Genomic DNA, 14,276 nt, shown 5'->3' on the forward strand with positions numbered 1-14,276 from the left:
CATCTTCGTGCTCGCCTTCTACTTCATGTTCCAGGTGCTCGGCATGCGCAGCACCGCCATCCGCGGCGACTTCATGATCTACATCATGACCGGCGTGTTCCTCTACATGACCCACTCCAAGACGCTGGGCGCCGTCGTCGCCTCCGAGGGGCCTGCCAGCCCGATGATGCAGCACGCGCCGATGAACACCGCCATCGCCATCGCCTCGGCGATGCTGTCGACGCTCTACATCCAGATCCTGTCGCTGGTCTTCATCCTCTTCGTCTACGACGTTGCCTTCAATCCCTTCGTCATGCAGGAGATCCACGACCCCATCGGCTGCATCGCCATGATCCTGCTGTCGTGGTTCTCGGGGGCGGCCATCGGCATGGTCTTCCTTGCGGCGAAGCCGTGGTTCCCGACGCCGGTGCAGATCCTGTCGACGGTCTACCAGCGAGCCAACATGATCGCCTCGGGCAAGATGTTCGTGGCCAACGCCCTGCCGAGCTACATGCTGGTGATGTTCGACTGGAACCCGCTCTTCCACACCATCGACCAGTCGCGCGGCTACGCCTTCGTCGACTACAACCCGCGCAACTCGAACTGGGAATACGCGCTCTACGTCTCGCTGGTGCTGCTGATGATCGGGCTGATGGGCGAATTTTACACCCGCCGCCATGCCTCTGCGAGCTGGAGCGCGCGGCGCTGACACCGCGGCCGCCCGCAACATCCTGGGTTGCGCTCGGCATCGCTGCTATCCTGCCGCCAGAGATTGACCGAAAAGGGATTGCCCATGTCACGCCTTGCGCTTTCGCTCGCCTGCGGCCTTGCGCTGTCGCAGCCGCTCTTCGCCCAGGAGTTTCCCGCGCTCTACGACGTGACCGGGGTCGCGGCGGGGGACGTGCTGAACGTGCGCACCGCCCCGGACGCCGCGGCCGACGTCATCGGCGCGCTTGCCCCGAACCAGCAGAACGTCGAGGTGACCGCCACCAACGACGACGGCAGCTGGGGCCGGGTCAACATCGGCGAGGGAACCGGCTGGGCCTCGCTCTCCTTCCTCGCGCCGCAAGAGGGCAGCGCCATGCCCGACGCCGCCGGGGTGACCTGCTTCGGGACCGAGCCGTTCTGGAGCTACCATGTCACCCCCGGCGGCGACGCCACGTGGTCGGCCATCGACGACGAGGTCGCGACCATGCTCGCCGGCCCGTTCCGCCGCGCCGACGCCCGCTTCGAGCCCTTCGTCTCCATCGCGGGCGGCCCGGACCAGCAGGGCGTGCTCGTGATGCAGAAGGACGCGGAATGCTCGGACGGGATGTCGGACGGTCTCTGGGGGCTGAGCGGCACCGTGGTGCTGACCGGCGCGCTCAGCCGGGCGGTCTCGGGATGCTGCAGCCTCGAACCGCAGTGATCCGGACCAGACACATCCAACGCCCTGAGACGCCACGGCAAGGGCGGACCCCCGCCCTTCATCTTGCCGGATAAACTCCCGCCGGAGGCATCCGAGCTCGCCACCGGGTACAAGGCCCGAAGGTCAGCGCCTCGGCTCCCCCCGGTTCAGCCCACCACAAAACAGATCAGCCCCCGAGATCAGCTCACCACCCGCAAGGTCAGATTGATCCGTCCGCCCTGCGGCAGCAGCGTCGACGAGCCGAAGCGGATGCGGTCCACCCCGTGGTGCCGCAGCCGTGCCTCGCCGCCCATCACCACGACGTCGCCCGAGCGCAGCCAGACCGACTCCGTGCTGCCGCCGCGCTCGGTGTTGCCCATGCGGAAGAGCCCCTCGTCGCCCAGCGACACCGAGACCACCGGGCAGGAGAAATCCGCCTCGTCGCGGTCCTGGTGCAGGCCCATGCGCGCACCTTCGCCGTACCAGTTGATCAGGCAGCATTCCGGCGCCCGCGCGCAGCCCGAGACCGTCTCCCAGATCGCCAGCACCTCGTCGGGAATCGGCGGCCAGTCCATGCCGTCGGGGTGGCGCGGCTCGTAGCGGTAACCGCGGCGGTCGGTGACCCAGCCAAAGCGCCCGGCCGCGGACATGCGCACCGACATCTTCTGCCCGCGCGGCGTCACCGGCTGGTACAGCGGCGCGATCCGCAGGCAGTCGCGCAGCCGCGCCACCAGCGTTTCCTGCGCGGCACGGTCGAGAAAGCCCGCGTGGATCCGGAATCCGCGTCGTTCGAAGGTCTCTGTCATGGCCTCTTTCTTTCGCATCCCTTCATGTGACGCAAAGAAAATACCGAGATTCCCGGGAAACTGGCAAAGAGCGGCGCTTGCAGGGGTGAAACGCCCTCCTTATATACCTCCCGAAGCCGCGAGGCCCCGGCCAGACGGCAGATCAAACAGCGGGGCTCTGATGCCGTAATCGGGTCCGAGTACCTCGCGTCATCGCCTTGAATTCAGAAAGGGATCGAAACATGGGTAAAGTGATCGGTATCGACCTCGGCACCACCAACTCGTGCGTCGCCATCATGGACGGCAGCCAGGCCCGGGTCATCGAGAACTCCGAAGGTGCACGCACCACCCCCTCGATCGTCGCATTCGCCGACGACGAGCGCCTTGTCGGCCAGCCCGCGAAGCGGCAGGCCGTGACCAACCCCGAAGCCACTATCTTCGCCGTCAAGCGCCTGATCGGCCGCCGCACCACCGATGCGGAAGTGACGAAGGACCAGAAGATCGTCCCCTACAAGATCGTCGACGGCGGCAACGGTGACGCATGGGTCGAGGCCAAGGGCGAGAGGTACTCCCCGAGCCAGATCTCGGCCTTCATCCTCGGCAAGATGAAGGAAACCGCCGAATCCTACCTCGGCGAGGAAGTGACCCAGGCGGTCATCACCGTCCCGGCCTACTTCAACGACGCCCAGCGTCAGGCCACCAAGGACGCCGGCAAGATCGCCGGTCTCGAAGTGCTGCGCATCATCAACGAGCCGACGGCCGCCGCGCTGGCCTACGGTCTCGACAAGAAGGAATCGAAGACCATCGCGGTCTACGACCTTGGCGGCGGTACCTTCGACGTCACCATCCTCGAGATCGACGACGGCCTCTTCGAAGTGAAATCCACCAACGGCGACACGTTCCTCGGCGGTGAAGACTTCGACATGCGGATCGTCAACTACCTCGCGGACGAGTTCAAGAAAGAGCACCAGGTCGACCTGACCAAGGACAAGATGGCCCTGCAGCGCCTGAAAGAGGCGGCGGAAAAGGCCAAGATCGAACTGTCCTCGTCGAGCCAGACCGAGATCAACCAGCCGTTCATCTCGATGGGCTCGGGCGGCCAGCCGCTGCACATGGTCATGAAGCTGACCCGTGCCAAGCTGGAAAGCCTCGTGGGCGACCTGATCAAGAACTCGCTCAAGCCCTGTGCCGCCGCTCTCAAGGACGCCGGCATCTCGAAGGAAGAGATCGACGAGGTCGTGCTCGTGGGCGGTCAGACCCGCATGCCGAAGGTCATGGAAGAGGTGACCAAGTTCTTCGGCAAGGAGCCGCACAAGGGCGTGAACCCGGATGAAGTGGTCGCCATGGGCGCCGCGATCCAGGCCGGCGTCCTGCAGGGTGACGTGAAGGACGTGGTCCTTCTCGACGTGACCCCGCTGTCGCTCGGCATCGAGACGCTGGGTGGCGTGTTCACCCGCCTGATCGACCGCAACACCACGATCCCGACCAAGAAGTCGCAGATCTTCTCCACCGCCGAGGACAACCAGTCGGCCGTGACGATCCGCGTCTTCCAGGGCGAGCGCGAGATGGCTGCCGACAACAAGCTGCTCGGCCAGTTCAACCTCGAGCAGATCCCGCCGGCCCCCCGCGGCCTGCCGCAGATCGAGGTGACCTTCGACATCGACGCCAACGGCATCGTCTCCGTGTCCGCCAAGGACAAGGGCACGAACAAGGAGCAGAAGATCACCATCCAGGCCTCTGGCGGTCTGTCGGACGATGACATCGAGAAGATGGTCAAGGAAGCCGAAGAGAACGCCGAGAAGGACAAGGAGCGCCGCGAGCTCGTCGAGGCCCGCAACCAGGCGGAAAGCCTCATCCACTCGACCGAGAAGTCGATCGAGGAGCACGGCGACAAGGTCGACCCGTCGACCATCGAGGCCATCGAGTTGGCGATCTCCGCGCTCAAGGACGATCTCGAGAAGGACGGCGTCGCCGCCGAGAAGATCAAGGCCGGCATCCAGAACGTGACCGAAGCGGCCATGCGTCTGGGCGAGGCGATCTACAAGGCGCAGGCCGACTCGGCCGAGGGGTCGGACGATCCCGAGGCCTCCGCCAACGCCGGGTCCTCGTCGCAGGATGATGACATCGTCGACGCCGATTTCGAGGATCTTGGCAACGACAAGCGTGGCTGAGCAAAGCCTCGGAACAGATCGGGGGCCGGTCCGGATGCCGGGCCGGCCCCTTCCCGTTCCGGGCGAGAGGAGGACATAGATGTCCAAACGTGACTATTACGACCTGCTCGGCGTCGCGAAAGGGGCCTCCGCGGAAGAGATCAAGAAGGGCTATCGCAAGAAGGCGAAGGAACTTCACCCCGACCGTAACGCGGACAACCCCGATGCCGAGGCACAGTTCAAGGAAATCAACGAGGCCTACGACGTCCTGAAGGACGCCGACAAGAAGGCCGCCTACGACCGCTTCGGCCATGCAGCCTTCGAAGGTGGCATGGGCGGTGGTGGTGGCGGGCGTCCCGGCGGCGGCTTCCAGGGCGGCCAGGGCGATTTCGCCTCGGCCTTCTCCGACGTCTTCGACGACCTCTTCGGCGACTTCATGGGCGGCCGTCAGGGTGGCGGGCGCCAGCGCGCCGCGCGCGGGGCCGACCTGCGCTACAATCTGCGCGTGACGCTGGAAGAGGCCTACAACGGCCTTCAGAAGACCATCAACGTGCCGACGTCGGTGCAGTGTGGCGAGTGCAACGGATCCGGGGCCGAGGGCGGCGCCGAGCCGGTGACCTGTCCGACCTGCTCCGGCATGGGCAAGGTCCGCGCCACGCAGGGCTTCTTCACGGTCGAGCGCACCTGCCCGACCTGTTCCGGGCTCGGCCAGATCATCAAGAACCCCTGCGCCAAGTGTGGCGGTCAGGGCCGCGTCCAGAAGGAACGCGCGCTCTCGGTCAACATCCCCGCGGGCGTCGAGACCGGCACCCGGATCCGGCTTGCCGGCGAGGGCGAGGCCGGGATGCGGGGCGGGCCTCCGGGCGACCTCTACATCTTCATCGAGGTCAAGCCGCACGAGATCTTCGAGCGTGAAGGCGTCGAGCTGCATTGCCGCGTGCCGGTGTCGATGACCACGGCAGCACTTGGCGGCGACATCGAGGTCCCGACCATCGACGGCGGCCGCAGCCGGGTGAAGATCCCCTCCGGCAGCCAGTCCGGCCGCCAGATGCGCCTGCGCAGCAAGGGCATGCCCGCCCTGCGCGGCGGTGCTGCGGGGGACATGTTCATCGAACTCGCGGTCGAGACCCCGGTGAACCTGACCTCGCGCCAGAAGGAACTCCTGCGCGAGTTCGAGGAGCTGTCCGAGGACAACAATCCGGAATCGCACAGCTTCTTCTCATCGGTGAAGAACTTCTGGGATTCGATGAAGGGGTGATTTCACGTACCCGCGCCTCTGGCGCGGGCAAACTCTCCGGGGGAGGGTTTGATGAAATCACGGGCGGAGCCCAGGGCCATCACGTACCCGCGCCTCTGGCGCGGGCAAACCCTCCGTGGGAGGGTTTGGTGAAATCACGGGCCCCCATCCAACGCACACATCCGAAAGGCCGCGCTTCAGCGCGGCCTTTCTGCTTTTAACCCTTCGCTAACCAGCCCGCGTCAATCTGGCGGCATGAAACGTGCTCCGCAATTCTCCGATTCCCAGGCCGCACTCTTCGATCACGACGAAGCGCCGGAGCTGCCTGCCCGCGGAGAGAGGCAGCTTCCCTCCTACATCCGCGACCATCGCGCCCGGCTGCGCGAGCGCTTCCTCATAGGCGGCCCCGATGCGCTGCCGGATTACGAGCTGCTGGAACTCGTGCTCTTCCGCGCCATCCCCCGACGCGACGTGAAGCCGCTCGCCCGCGCGCTGCTCGAGCGTTTCGGCGATTTCAACGGAGTGCTTTCGGCGCCGGCCACCCGCCTGCACGAGACCGCCGGGGTCGGCGACGCCGTGGTGACCGAGCTCAAGATCGTCGAGGCTGCCGCGCACAGGCTTGCCCGCTCGCGCGTGTTGCAGAAGCAGGTGGTCACCTCGTGGGACGCGCTGCTCGAGTATTGCCAGACCGCCATGGCCCACCGCGACACCGAGCAGTTCCGCGTCCTGTTCCTCGACCGAAAGAACGTGCTCATCGCCGACGAACCGCAGGCGCGGGGCACCGTCGACCACGTGCCCGTCTACCCGCGCGAGGTGGTCAAGCGCGCGCTCGAGCTCAATGCCTCGGCGCTGATCCTCGTGCACAACCATCCCTCTGGGGATCCTACGCCAAGCCAGGCGGACATCGACATGACCGCGCAGATCCAGGTCGCGGCGGATGCGCTGGGGATCACCCTGCACGACCACCTCGTGATCGGGAAATCCCGCGAGCTGAGCTTCCGCAGCGCCGGGCTGCTGTAGCCCGGGTGAGCAGGCGGATCAGTTCACCCAGACCTCGACGCGGCGGTTGACCTGCCGGCCCCAGACCGTGTCGTCGCAGGCCATCGGCATGGCCTCACCGAAGGCCTCGGTCGCCATGCCGATGCGGTCAAGGTCGGCAGCCTCGGCCGCCTGCTCCACCGCCGTGCGCACCGCGTCGGCGCGTTTTCGGGCGATCTCGAGGTTGGCGTCCGCATCCCCCTGCCCGTCCGAGAAGCCCACGAAGACCAGTTCGCGGCCGTCGTACTCGCCCGCCTCGAACGAGCGCGCCAGCTGCTGCACGTTCGAGCGCGACTGCGCGTCGAGCCGCACCGAGCCGGGCTCGAAGCGGAACGAGGTGGTGAGCCGCCGCATTGGCGCCAGCGCCGTCACCATGTGTTGCAGCAGCGCCAGCCCGCCTTCGCCCTCGGCCACCGCGATGGCATTGGCCAGCCGGTCGCCCTGCAGGTTCAGCGCCAGCTCCTCGGGCGCCTGATCCACGAACCCCGCCCGGCGGATGACGATCTGCGCCGGGGCGCTGCGGGTGAAGGCGAGGAAGTCCCGCGCCAGCGCCGGCAGACGCCGCGCGGGCAGGTAGAGGAACATCGGCGCGGTCAGCGGATAGTCCTCGGTCTTGATCTCGGCGCGCCGCCCGCGCAGCTGGAAGCCGCAGCTGCCGGTGATGTAGAGCGGCTTGGTGTTGCCGATCTCGGAGTAACTCGCGAGGCCGATGCCGAAGGGATCTCCGGCCACCGCCTCGGCCAGCGCCGCATTGCCCGCGTGGCGGATGATCTCGCCGTCGAGCTCGAGCCCCGACGGCCGCAGCAGCCGGTCCTCGATCCCCTGCGACAGCCCGGATTCGGCGTTGCGCAGGTGGAGGACCACCGGCGCGTCGGGCCCGCCGAGCTCGCGCCAGTTGCTGAGCCGCCCCGACAGGATTCGCGCGAGGTCCGAGAGTGACAGCGCGCTGACCGGGTTGTTCGCAGCGACCACCGGGATCATCGCGTCGAGCGCCAGCACCCGGCTGCGGTTGGGATCCGAGAGGTCTCCGAGCCCGGCCTCGCTGGCCAGCGCTTCCTCGTTGTCGCGGATCTCGCGCAGGGCCATGACGATGTCGGCCTCGTCGGCGAGCAGGTCCGCGAAGCCCGTGTCGGTGCTACTGATGCGGAAGTCGAAGCGCCCGACCACGCGGTCCTCGGCAGGATCGGTGAGCTCGTAGCGGAAACCGGTGTCGCCCAGCTGCAGACGCTCGGCCTCGAGCCCGTTGCGCAGCGCGAAGCCCTCGATCAGCGCGGGCATCAGCACGTCGCCGATGGTGGCAGACCCCGAGACCCGCATCTCGGCCACGAAATCGGTCAGCGAGGGGCAGCCCACGCCGTCGCAGAGCACGCCGGAGCTGTCCACGGTGAGCTCGCCGTAGCGGGTTTCGACCCGGTAGAACTCACCGTCGAAGCCCAGCAGAGTGCCGTTCAGCTCGATCCCGCCATCGCGCGAGCGCAGGGTGATGTCCTGCGCCAGAAGCGGTGTGCCTGTAATGAAAAGTGCGGCGAAGACCGCCGCACGAAACGCCTGCATGAAAGACCCCGGTTGCCCCTGTCTACCTCGCGGCAATCTTCAGGTCTTCGACCAGATTATTCAACACCAGAAAATCTCCGACGCCGCCGTCACAGGCCGGCATGTCGAGCGACAGATCGTTGACGCCGAGCCGCCCCGAGCCCCGGCGATCGAGCATCTGGGCCTCGACCGTGGTGCCGCAGTTCCCGGCGGTGACCTCGGCCTCGACCGTGAGCGCCACGCTGCCCTCGCGCTTGGCGCCACCGGTGGGGAAGCTGTAGACCTCGGCCACCAGAGCACCGGGCACGAGGCTGTTGCCGAGCCGGGTCAGGAAGCCGCCATCGCCCTGCGCGGCGCGCTCGACGTCGCCGGTGCGTTCCGACCAGACGTGGCCCTCGTCGCGGTAGCCCGCGCCGAACTCGAGCGCGTGCAGGCCGAGCCCGCTGCCCCCCTGCCCCTGCAACACGACGCGGTCGTAATAGGGCAGGACGGGGACCTCGGCGCGGGCGATGGCGCCGTCGCCGTTGCCGAAGGAGACGATGAAGAGCGCGCTTTCCGCCAGCGCCGGGACGCTCACACGCAGGCTGCCGTCGGGGCGGGTGATCTCGGTGAACATCATGCCCTGGTGATGGATGGCGACGCGCTCGGAGCGGTAGCAGGGCGCCATGACCTCGAGCGCCACCATGGCGCCGAGCTCGACCTCGGCGCGTGCGGTGACGATGCAGTCGGGCGAGGCCGCAGCGGCCTGCAGCGAGGCGGCGCTGTCAGGCGCGGGCACGGTCCGGAGCGAGGCGAGGGACGGCTGCGCCGGAACCCGGTAGGCGGCCCTGGTGGCGGGAAGGCGCGGCGCGACGGCGGAGGAGGTCTCGGTGATCCCACTGACCACCAGCGGCGCGGCCTCGGCGCTCAGGACGGGTTGCGTCGCGGCGCCATGCTCCATGACGAAGCCGATGGCCAGCGCCGCACAGGCAGTCACCACTCCAAGAAGATATGTCTTGAGACGCTCCATCCAGGCCTCCGCTCACGGTCCACATTCCTTGTTGGTAAACAATCTCGCAAGGAAAAGCGGCTTTGTTGCGGCGGTTACGGGGAGGCATTCTGGCAGAAAAAGGGGCCCAAGCGCCCCCTGGTCCCGGGGCTTTCGGGCAGCTCAGGCCACCATGGCAGTGCTTGAACTTCTTGCCCGAGCCACAGGGACAGGCATCGTTTCGGCTGGGCGAGCCCCAGGTGTCCGGATTGGATTCGTCGAAGCCTTCGACCAGTGGCGCAAGCGCCACCCCGCCCGCCTCAGCCCCTGTGTCGGCCGCGGCCGGAACCGGCGTCGGCGCGGTCGCGGGCTGCGCGGCCTCGGCCTGCTGGCGCAGGGCGGCCTGTTGCTGGGCGAGCTGCTGGAACATCGCGCGCTGCTCGTCCTCGGTGATCGGACGAATGCGCGAGAGCTGCTCGGTCACCGTCTCGCGGAGCGATTCGAGCATGCTCTCGAAGAGCTGGAACGCCTCGGTCTTGTACTCGTTCAGCGGGTCGCGCTGCGCGTAGCCGCGGAAGCCCACCACCGAGCGCAGGTGCTCGAGCGTCAGCAGGTGCTCGCGCCACTTGGTATCGATGGTCTGCAGCAGCACCTGCTTCTCGATCTGGCGCATGGTGGCGGGACCGAAGGCGGCGGCCTTGTCGGCCATCATCTTGTCCGACGCCTCTTCGAGACGCTCGCGGATGATCTCGGCGTCAACGCCCTCTTCATCGCCCCACTTCATCACCGGCGCGTCGACGCCCAGTTTCTCGATGGCGGCGGCGTAAAGGCCTTCGGTGTTCCACTGGTCGGCGTAGGTCTTGGGCGGGATGTAGGTGTCGACCAGCTCGTCGACGACCTCGTGGCGCATGTCCTCGGTGATCTCCGACACGTCCTCGGCTTCCATGATCTCGCGCCGCTGGGCGAAGATCACCTTCCGCTGGTCGTTCATCACGTCGTCGAACTTGAGCAGCTGCTTGCGGATGTCGAAGTTGCGCCCCTCGACCTTGGCCTGCGCGCGCTCGAGCGACTTGTTCACCCAGGGGTGCACGATGGCCTCGCCCTCTTTCATCCCCAGCTTCGAGAGCATCCGGTCGAGACGCTCGGAGCCGAAGATGCGCATCAGGTCATCCTCGAGCGAGAGGTAGAACGAGCTGCGGCCCGGGTCGCCCTGACGGCCGGAACGGCCGCGAAGCTGGTTGTCGATGCGACGGCTCTCGTGACGCTCGGTGGCCAGCACGAAGAGGCCGCCGGCCGCCTTCACCGCGGCCTCGTCCTGGGCGTGGCCCTCTTCGATCCGCGCGCGGATCGCCTCGGGATCGGCTTCCGGGTCGGCCTCGATGGCCTGCATGATCTTGAACTCGACGTTGCCGCCCAGCTTGATGTCGGTGCCGCGGCCGGCCATGTTCGTGGCGATGGTCACCGCGCCCAGCTTGCCGGCGTCGGCGACGATCTGCGCCTCCTGCTCGTGCTGGCGGGCGTTCAGCACGTTGTGCTTGAGCCCGGCGCGGGTCAGCAGCTGCGACAGCAGCTCGGATTTCTCGATCGAGGTGGTGCCGACGAGGACCGGCTGGCCCTTCTCGTGGGCAACCTTGATCTCTTCGACGATGGCGTCGTACTTCTCGCGCGCCGTGCGGAATACTTGGTCGTCGTCATCCTGGCGGGCGATGGGACGGTTGGTCGGAACCTCGACCACGCCCAGCCCGTAGATCTCCATGAATTCCTCGGCCTCGGTGGCCGCGGTGCCGGTCATGCCGCCGAGCTTCTCGTAGAGACGGAAGTAGTTCTGGAAGGTCACCTGCGCGAGGGTCACGTTCTCGGGCTGGATCTGGCAGCCTTCCTTGGCCTCGATGGCCTGATGCAGACCGTCGGAGAGACGGCGGCCGACCATCATCCGGCCGGTGAACTCGTCGATCAGCACCACGTTGCCGTCGCGGACGATGTAGTCCTTGTCGCGGCTGTAGAGCTTGTGGGCGCGCAGGCCCTGGTTCACGTGGTGGACGACCGTGGTGCTTTCCGGATCGTAGAGCGTCTGGCCCTCGGGCAGGATGCCCCGGGCGTGCAGCAGCTCTTCCAGCGCCTCGTTGCCTTCCTCGGTGAAGGTCACGTTGCGGGTCTTCTCGTCCATCGTGTAGGCATCATCCGCCAGCTCGGGGATGATCTTGTCGATGGCGATGTAGAGCTCGGACCGGTCCTGGCTCGGGCCCGAGATGATCAGCGGCGTCCGCGCCTCGTCGACGAGGATCGAATCCACTTCGTCGACGACGGCGAAGTAATGCTCGCGCTGCATCATCTGGCTGAGCTCGGACTTCATGTTGTCGCGCAGGTAGTCGAAGCCCAGCTCGTTGTTCGTCGCGTAGGTGATGTCGGCGGCGTAGGCGGTGCGCTTCTCGTCCTCGGGCTGCTGCGGGTAGACCACGCCGGTGGTCAGTCCCAGCGCGCCGTAGACCTTGCTCATCCACTCGGCGTCGCGGCGGGCGAGGTAGTCGTTGACGGTGACGATGTGCACGCCCTTGCCGGTCAGCGCGTTGAGGTAGGCCGGGAAGGTGGCGACCAGCGTCTTGCCCTCACCGGTCTTCATCTCCGAGATGTTGCCCTGGTGGAGGAAGATGCCGCCCATCAGCTGCACGTCAAAGGCACGCAGGCCGATGGCCCGGCGTGCGCCCTCGCGGCAGTTGGCGAAGGCCTCGGGGAGGATATGGTCCAGGCTCTCGCCGTCGGCGATGCGCTTGCGGAACTCCTCGGTCTTGGCGATCAGCCCGGCGTCATCGAGCTTTTCGAACTCCGGCTCGAGCGCGTTGATCTTGTCGACCAGCGGGCGCGTCGCCTTGATCTTGCGGTCGTTCGGCGTTCCGAAAACCTTCCGCGCGATAGTTCCGATACCCAGCATTCCTGGCCTGCTTCCTGTCTGACAAAACCGTGTTCTTGCGGTGGCATCCGCTTGCCCGCCTCGCACACAGCCCATATGACACAGGGGAACGACCGGCCTTGCAGAGCCATATGGCGATGTAAGCGCAGGGCCGGATACTGTCAACGCCGCCTGCCCCGGGCGGCCAACCCAGGGACCGGGAAAGGACCTAACGACATGCGTAGAACGCTCACCACACTGACCGCGGCCGCCCTCGCCTTCACGCTGGCGCTGCCCGCTCAGGCGGAGGAGATGGACCTCGACTCGGTCGTCGCCACGGTCAACGGACAGGACATCACACTCGGCCACATGCTGGTGATCCGCGCCCAGCTTCCTGAGCAGTATCAGCAACTTGGCGACGAAGTCCTCTGGGACGGCATTCTCGACCAGATCGTGCAGCAGACCGTGCTCGCGCAGGACGACCGCGCCGAGGAGACCAAGCGCGTGACCCTGTCGCTCGACAACGAGCGCCGCTCGCTGCTGGCCGCCGAGGTGGTTCAGTCCATCGCAAACGATGCCGTGAGCGACGAGGCCGTGCAGGCCGCTTACGACGCGGAATACGCCACTGCCGAGCTCGGCAAGGAGTTCAACGCCTCACACATCCTCGTCGAGACCGAGGAAGAGGCGCAGGCCCTGATCGAGGAACTGAACGGCGGCGCCGACTTCGCGGAGCTCGCCAAGACCAAATCGACCGGCCCCTCGGGCCCCAACGGGGGCGAGCTCGGCTGGTTCGGCCCGGGCATGATGGTCGAGCCCTTCCAGGCCGCCGTCGAGCAGATGTCCGTGGGCGATATCTCGGCCCCGGTGCAGACCCAGTTCGGCTGGCACGTCATCAAGCTCAACGACGAGCGCAACAAGGAAGCGCCGCAACTCGAGGAAGTCCGCGCCGACATCGAGCTGAAGCTGCAGCAGGAAGCGGTGCAGAATTATATTGACGAAAAGCTCGGCGCAGCCGAAGTCACCCGCACGGACAAGGCCGACATCGACACCTCGGTGCTGTCCAACATGCAGCTCCTGGAGGAATAAGTGGCCAAGATCACGTCCGTTTCGCCCCTCGCCCCTGCCGCGTTCCCGGATCTTCCGGTGATCGACGGCGTCCGCTTCGCCTCGGTCGCGGCCGGGGTCCGATACGCCGGACGAACGGATGTGATGCTGACCCTCCTCGACCCCGGCTCGGTTGTGGCCGGGGTCTTCACTCGCTCCGCGACGCGCTCCGCCAACGTGCTCGACTGCCAGGCCAAGATCGGCTCGGACAGCGACGACGGCGCCGCGATCATCGTGAACTCGGGCAACTCCAACGCCTTCACCGGCAAGGCCGGCGACGGCTCGGTGGCAGCGATCTGCGAGGCCGTGGCCACGGCCACCGGACTGCCCGCCACCCGCGTCTTCACCAGCTCCACCGGCGTGATCGGCGAGCGCCTGCCCCATGACCGCATCATTGCCAAGGTCGGCGACCTCGTCGCGGCGCTGGACCCCGGCAAGGGCTCCGAGGCGGCACGCGCCATCATGACCACCGACACCTTCCCCAAGGGCGCCTGCGCCACCGTCTCGCTGCCCGGCGGCGAGGTGAAGATCGCGGGATTCGCCAAGGGCTCTGGCATGATCGCCCCCGACATGGCGACGATGCTGGTCTATATCTTCACCGACGCGAAGATCAGCCGCGGCGACCTGCAGGCACTGGTCTCCGAGATCAATGACCGCAGCTTCAACTGCATCACCGTCGACAGCGACACCTCGACCTCCGACACGCTGCTGACGGGGGCCACCGGCGCCTCCGGCGTCGCGGTCACCACCGCCGACACCGCCTTCTCCGAAGCGCTCGAGGCCGTCTTCCTTGATCTCGCGCACCAGGTTGTGAAGGATGGCGAGGGCGCTACCAAGTTCGTCACCGTGAACGTCACCGGCGCCCGCGACGACGCCGACGCCCGCACCCACGCGCTCGCCATCGCCAACTCGCCGCTGGTCAAGACCGCCATCGCCGGCGAGGACCCGAACTGGGGCCGCGTCGTCATGGCCGTCGGCAAGTCCGGCGCCGCCGCCGACCGCGACGCCCTGAGCATCCGCTTCGGTGACGTGCTCGTGGCCGAAAACGGGTGGGTCGCCCCCTCCTACAAGGAAGAGGACGGCGCGGCGCTGATGAAGAAACCCGAGATCGCGATCAACGTCGACATCGGCCTCGGCGAGGGCAAGGCCACCGTCTGGACCTGCGACCTGACCCACGGCTACATCTCGATCAACGCCGACTACCGGTCC

Annotated in this window: 11 protein-coding genes; 7 read left to right on the forward strand and 4 right to left on the reverse strand. The window is 67.0% G+C overall.

Translation table 11 applies throughout. From position 1 onward, the window contains the following. Position 1 precedes the first annotated feature (1 nt). Entirely contained in the window at positions 2-688 is a 687-nt protein-coding gene (locus HC022_RS09265) for an ABC transporter permease (RefSeq protein WP_368484641.1), read from the forward strand. An 84-nt stretch (positions 689-772) separates the two neighbouring features. Next, the gene (locus tag HC022_RS09270; RefSeq protein WP_167452234.1) at positions 773-1,387 is read left to right on the forward strand and encodes an SH3 domain-containing protein; all 615 of its coding nucleotides are present in this window, start codon (positions 773-775) and stop codon (positions 1,385-1,387) included. A gap of 179 nt (positions 1,388-1,566) precedes the next feature. Here HC022_RS09270 and HC022_RS09275 read toward each other — a convergent pair whose 3' ends face one another. After that, a complete protein-coding gene (locus HC022_RS09275) occupies positions 1,567-2,172 on the reverse strand; it encodes an alpha-ketoglutarate-dependent dioxygenase AlkB (protein WP_040384676.1) in 606 nt (201 codons plus the stop codon). A 221-nt stretch (positions 2,173-2,393) separates the two neighbouring features. Between HC022_RS09275 and dnaK the strand changes: the two genes are divergently transcribed. From dnaK to radC, 3 genes are all read left to right on the forward strand, one after another. Next, on the forward strand, positions 2,394-4,322 hold the full coding sequence (gene dnaK, locus HC022_RS09280; RefSeq protein WP_008887209.1) for a molecular chaperone DnaK: 1,929 nt from the start codon (positions 2,394-2,396) through the stop codon (positions 4,320-4,322). 79 nt (positions 4,323-4,401) lie between these two features. Next, a complete protein-coding gene (dnaJ, locus tag HC022_RS09285) occupies positions 4,402-5,559 on the forward strand; it encodes a molecular chaperone DnaJ (protein WP_008886942.1) in 1,158 nt (385 codons plus the stop codon). Positions 5,560-5,793: 234 nt separating this feature from the next. Then, complete coding sequence (gene radC, locus HC022_RS09290; RefSeq protein ID WP_167452235.1) at positions 5,794-6,558, forward strand: DNA repair protein RadC; 765 nt, start codon at positions 5,794-5,796, stop codon at positions 6,556-6,558. An 18-nt stretch (positions 6,559-6,576) separates the two neighbouring features. On the opposite strand, the gene HC022_RS09295 is transcribed toward radC, so the two are convergent. From HC022_RS09295 to secA, 3 genes are read right to left on the reverse strand one after another with little or no spacing between them, the layout of a single operon-like run. Beyond that, positions 6,577-8,130 carry a phosphate ABC transporter substrate-binding/OmpA family protein gene (locus HC022_RS09295; protein ID WP_167452236.1) on the reverse strand — a complete coding sequence of 518 codons (1,554 nt, stop codon included), beginning with the start codon at positions 8,128-8,130 and terminating at the stop codon, positions 6,577-6,579. Between the two features lie 22 nt (positions 8,131-8,152). Continuing rightward, on the reverse strand, positions 8,153-8,887 hold the full coding sequence (locus HC022_RS09300; RefSeq protein WP_254885019.1) for a translocase: 735 nt from the start codon (positions 8,885-8,887) through the stop codon (positions 8,153-8,155). Further along, a complete protein-coding gene (secA, locus tag HC022_RS09305; protein WP_254885020.1) occupies positions 8,874-12,005 on the reverse strand; it encodes a preprotein translocase subunit SecA in 3,132 nt (1,043 codons plus the stop codon). The genes HC022_RS09300 and secA overlap by 14 nt, the downstream gene beginning before the upstream one ends. A gap of 195 nt (positions 12,006-12,200) precedes the next feature. Between secA and HC022_RS09310 the strand changes: the two genes are divergently transcribed. Further along, the gene (locus tag HC022_RS09310) at positions 12,201-13,049 is read left to right on the forward strand and encodes a peptidylprolyl isomerase (RefSeq protein WP_089956657.1); all 849 of its coding nucleotides are present in this window, start codon (positions 12,201-12,203) and stop codon (positions 13,047-13,049) included. Continuing rightward, positions 13,050-14,276, forward strand: a 1,227-nt coding sequence (gene argJ / locus HC022_RS09315; protein WP_167452238.1) for a bifunctional glutamate N-acetyltransferase/amino-acid acetyltransferase ArgJ, incomplete at its 3' end; no start/stop codon positions are given.

It is taken from the genome of Salipiger sp. HF18, from assembly GCF_011806505.1.
Taxonomy (GTDB): domain Bacteria; phylum Pseudomonadota; class Alphaproteobacteria; order Rhodobacterales; family Rhodobacteraceae; genus Salipiger; species Salipiger thiooxidans.

What these genes read in the sequence shown, in the direction of transcription:
- HC022_RS09270 (WP_167452234.1), top strand. Translation starts at nt 773, where the DNA reads ATGTCACGCCTTGCGCTTTCGCTCGCCTGCGGCCTTGCGCTGTCGCAG.
- HC022_RS09275 (WP_040384676.1), bottom strand. Translation starts at nt 2,172, where the DNA reads ATGACAGAGACCTTCGAACGACGCGGATTCCGGATCCACGCGGGCTTT.
- dnaK (WP_008887209.1), top strand. Translation starts at nt 2,394, where the DNA reads ATGGGTAAAGTGATCGGTATCGACCTCGGCACCACCAACTCGTGCGTC.
- dnaJ (WP_008886942.1), top strand. Translation starts at nt 4,402, where the DNA reads ATGTCCAAACGTGACTATTACGACCTGCTCGGCGTCGCGAAAGGGGCC.
- radC (WP_167452235.1), top strand. Translation starts at nt 5,794, where the DNA reads ATGAAACGTGCTCCGCAATTCTCCGATTCCCAGGCCGCACTCTTCGAT.
- HC022_RS09295 (WP_167452236.1), bottom strand. Translation starts at nt 8,130, where the DNA reads ATGCAGGCGTTTCGTGCGGCGGTCTTCGCCGCACTTTTCATTACAGGC.
- secA (WP_254885020.1), bottom strand. Translation starts at nt 12,005, where the DNA reads ATGCTGGGTATCGGAACTATCGCGCGGAAGGTTTTCGGAACGCCGAAC.
- HC022_RS09310 (WP_089956657.1), top strand. Translation starts at nt 12,201, where the DNA reads ATGCGTAGAACGCTCACCACACTGACCGCGGCCGCCCTCGCCTTCACG.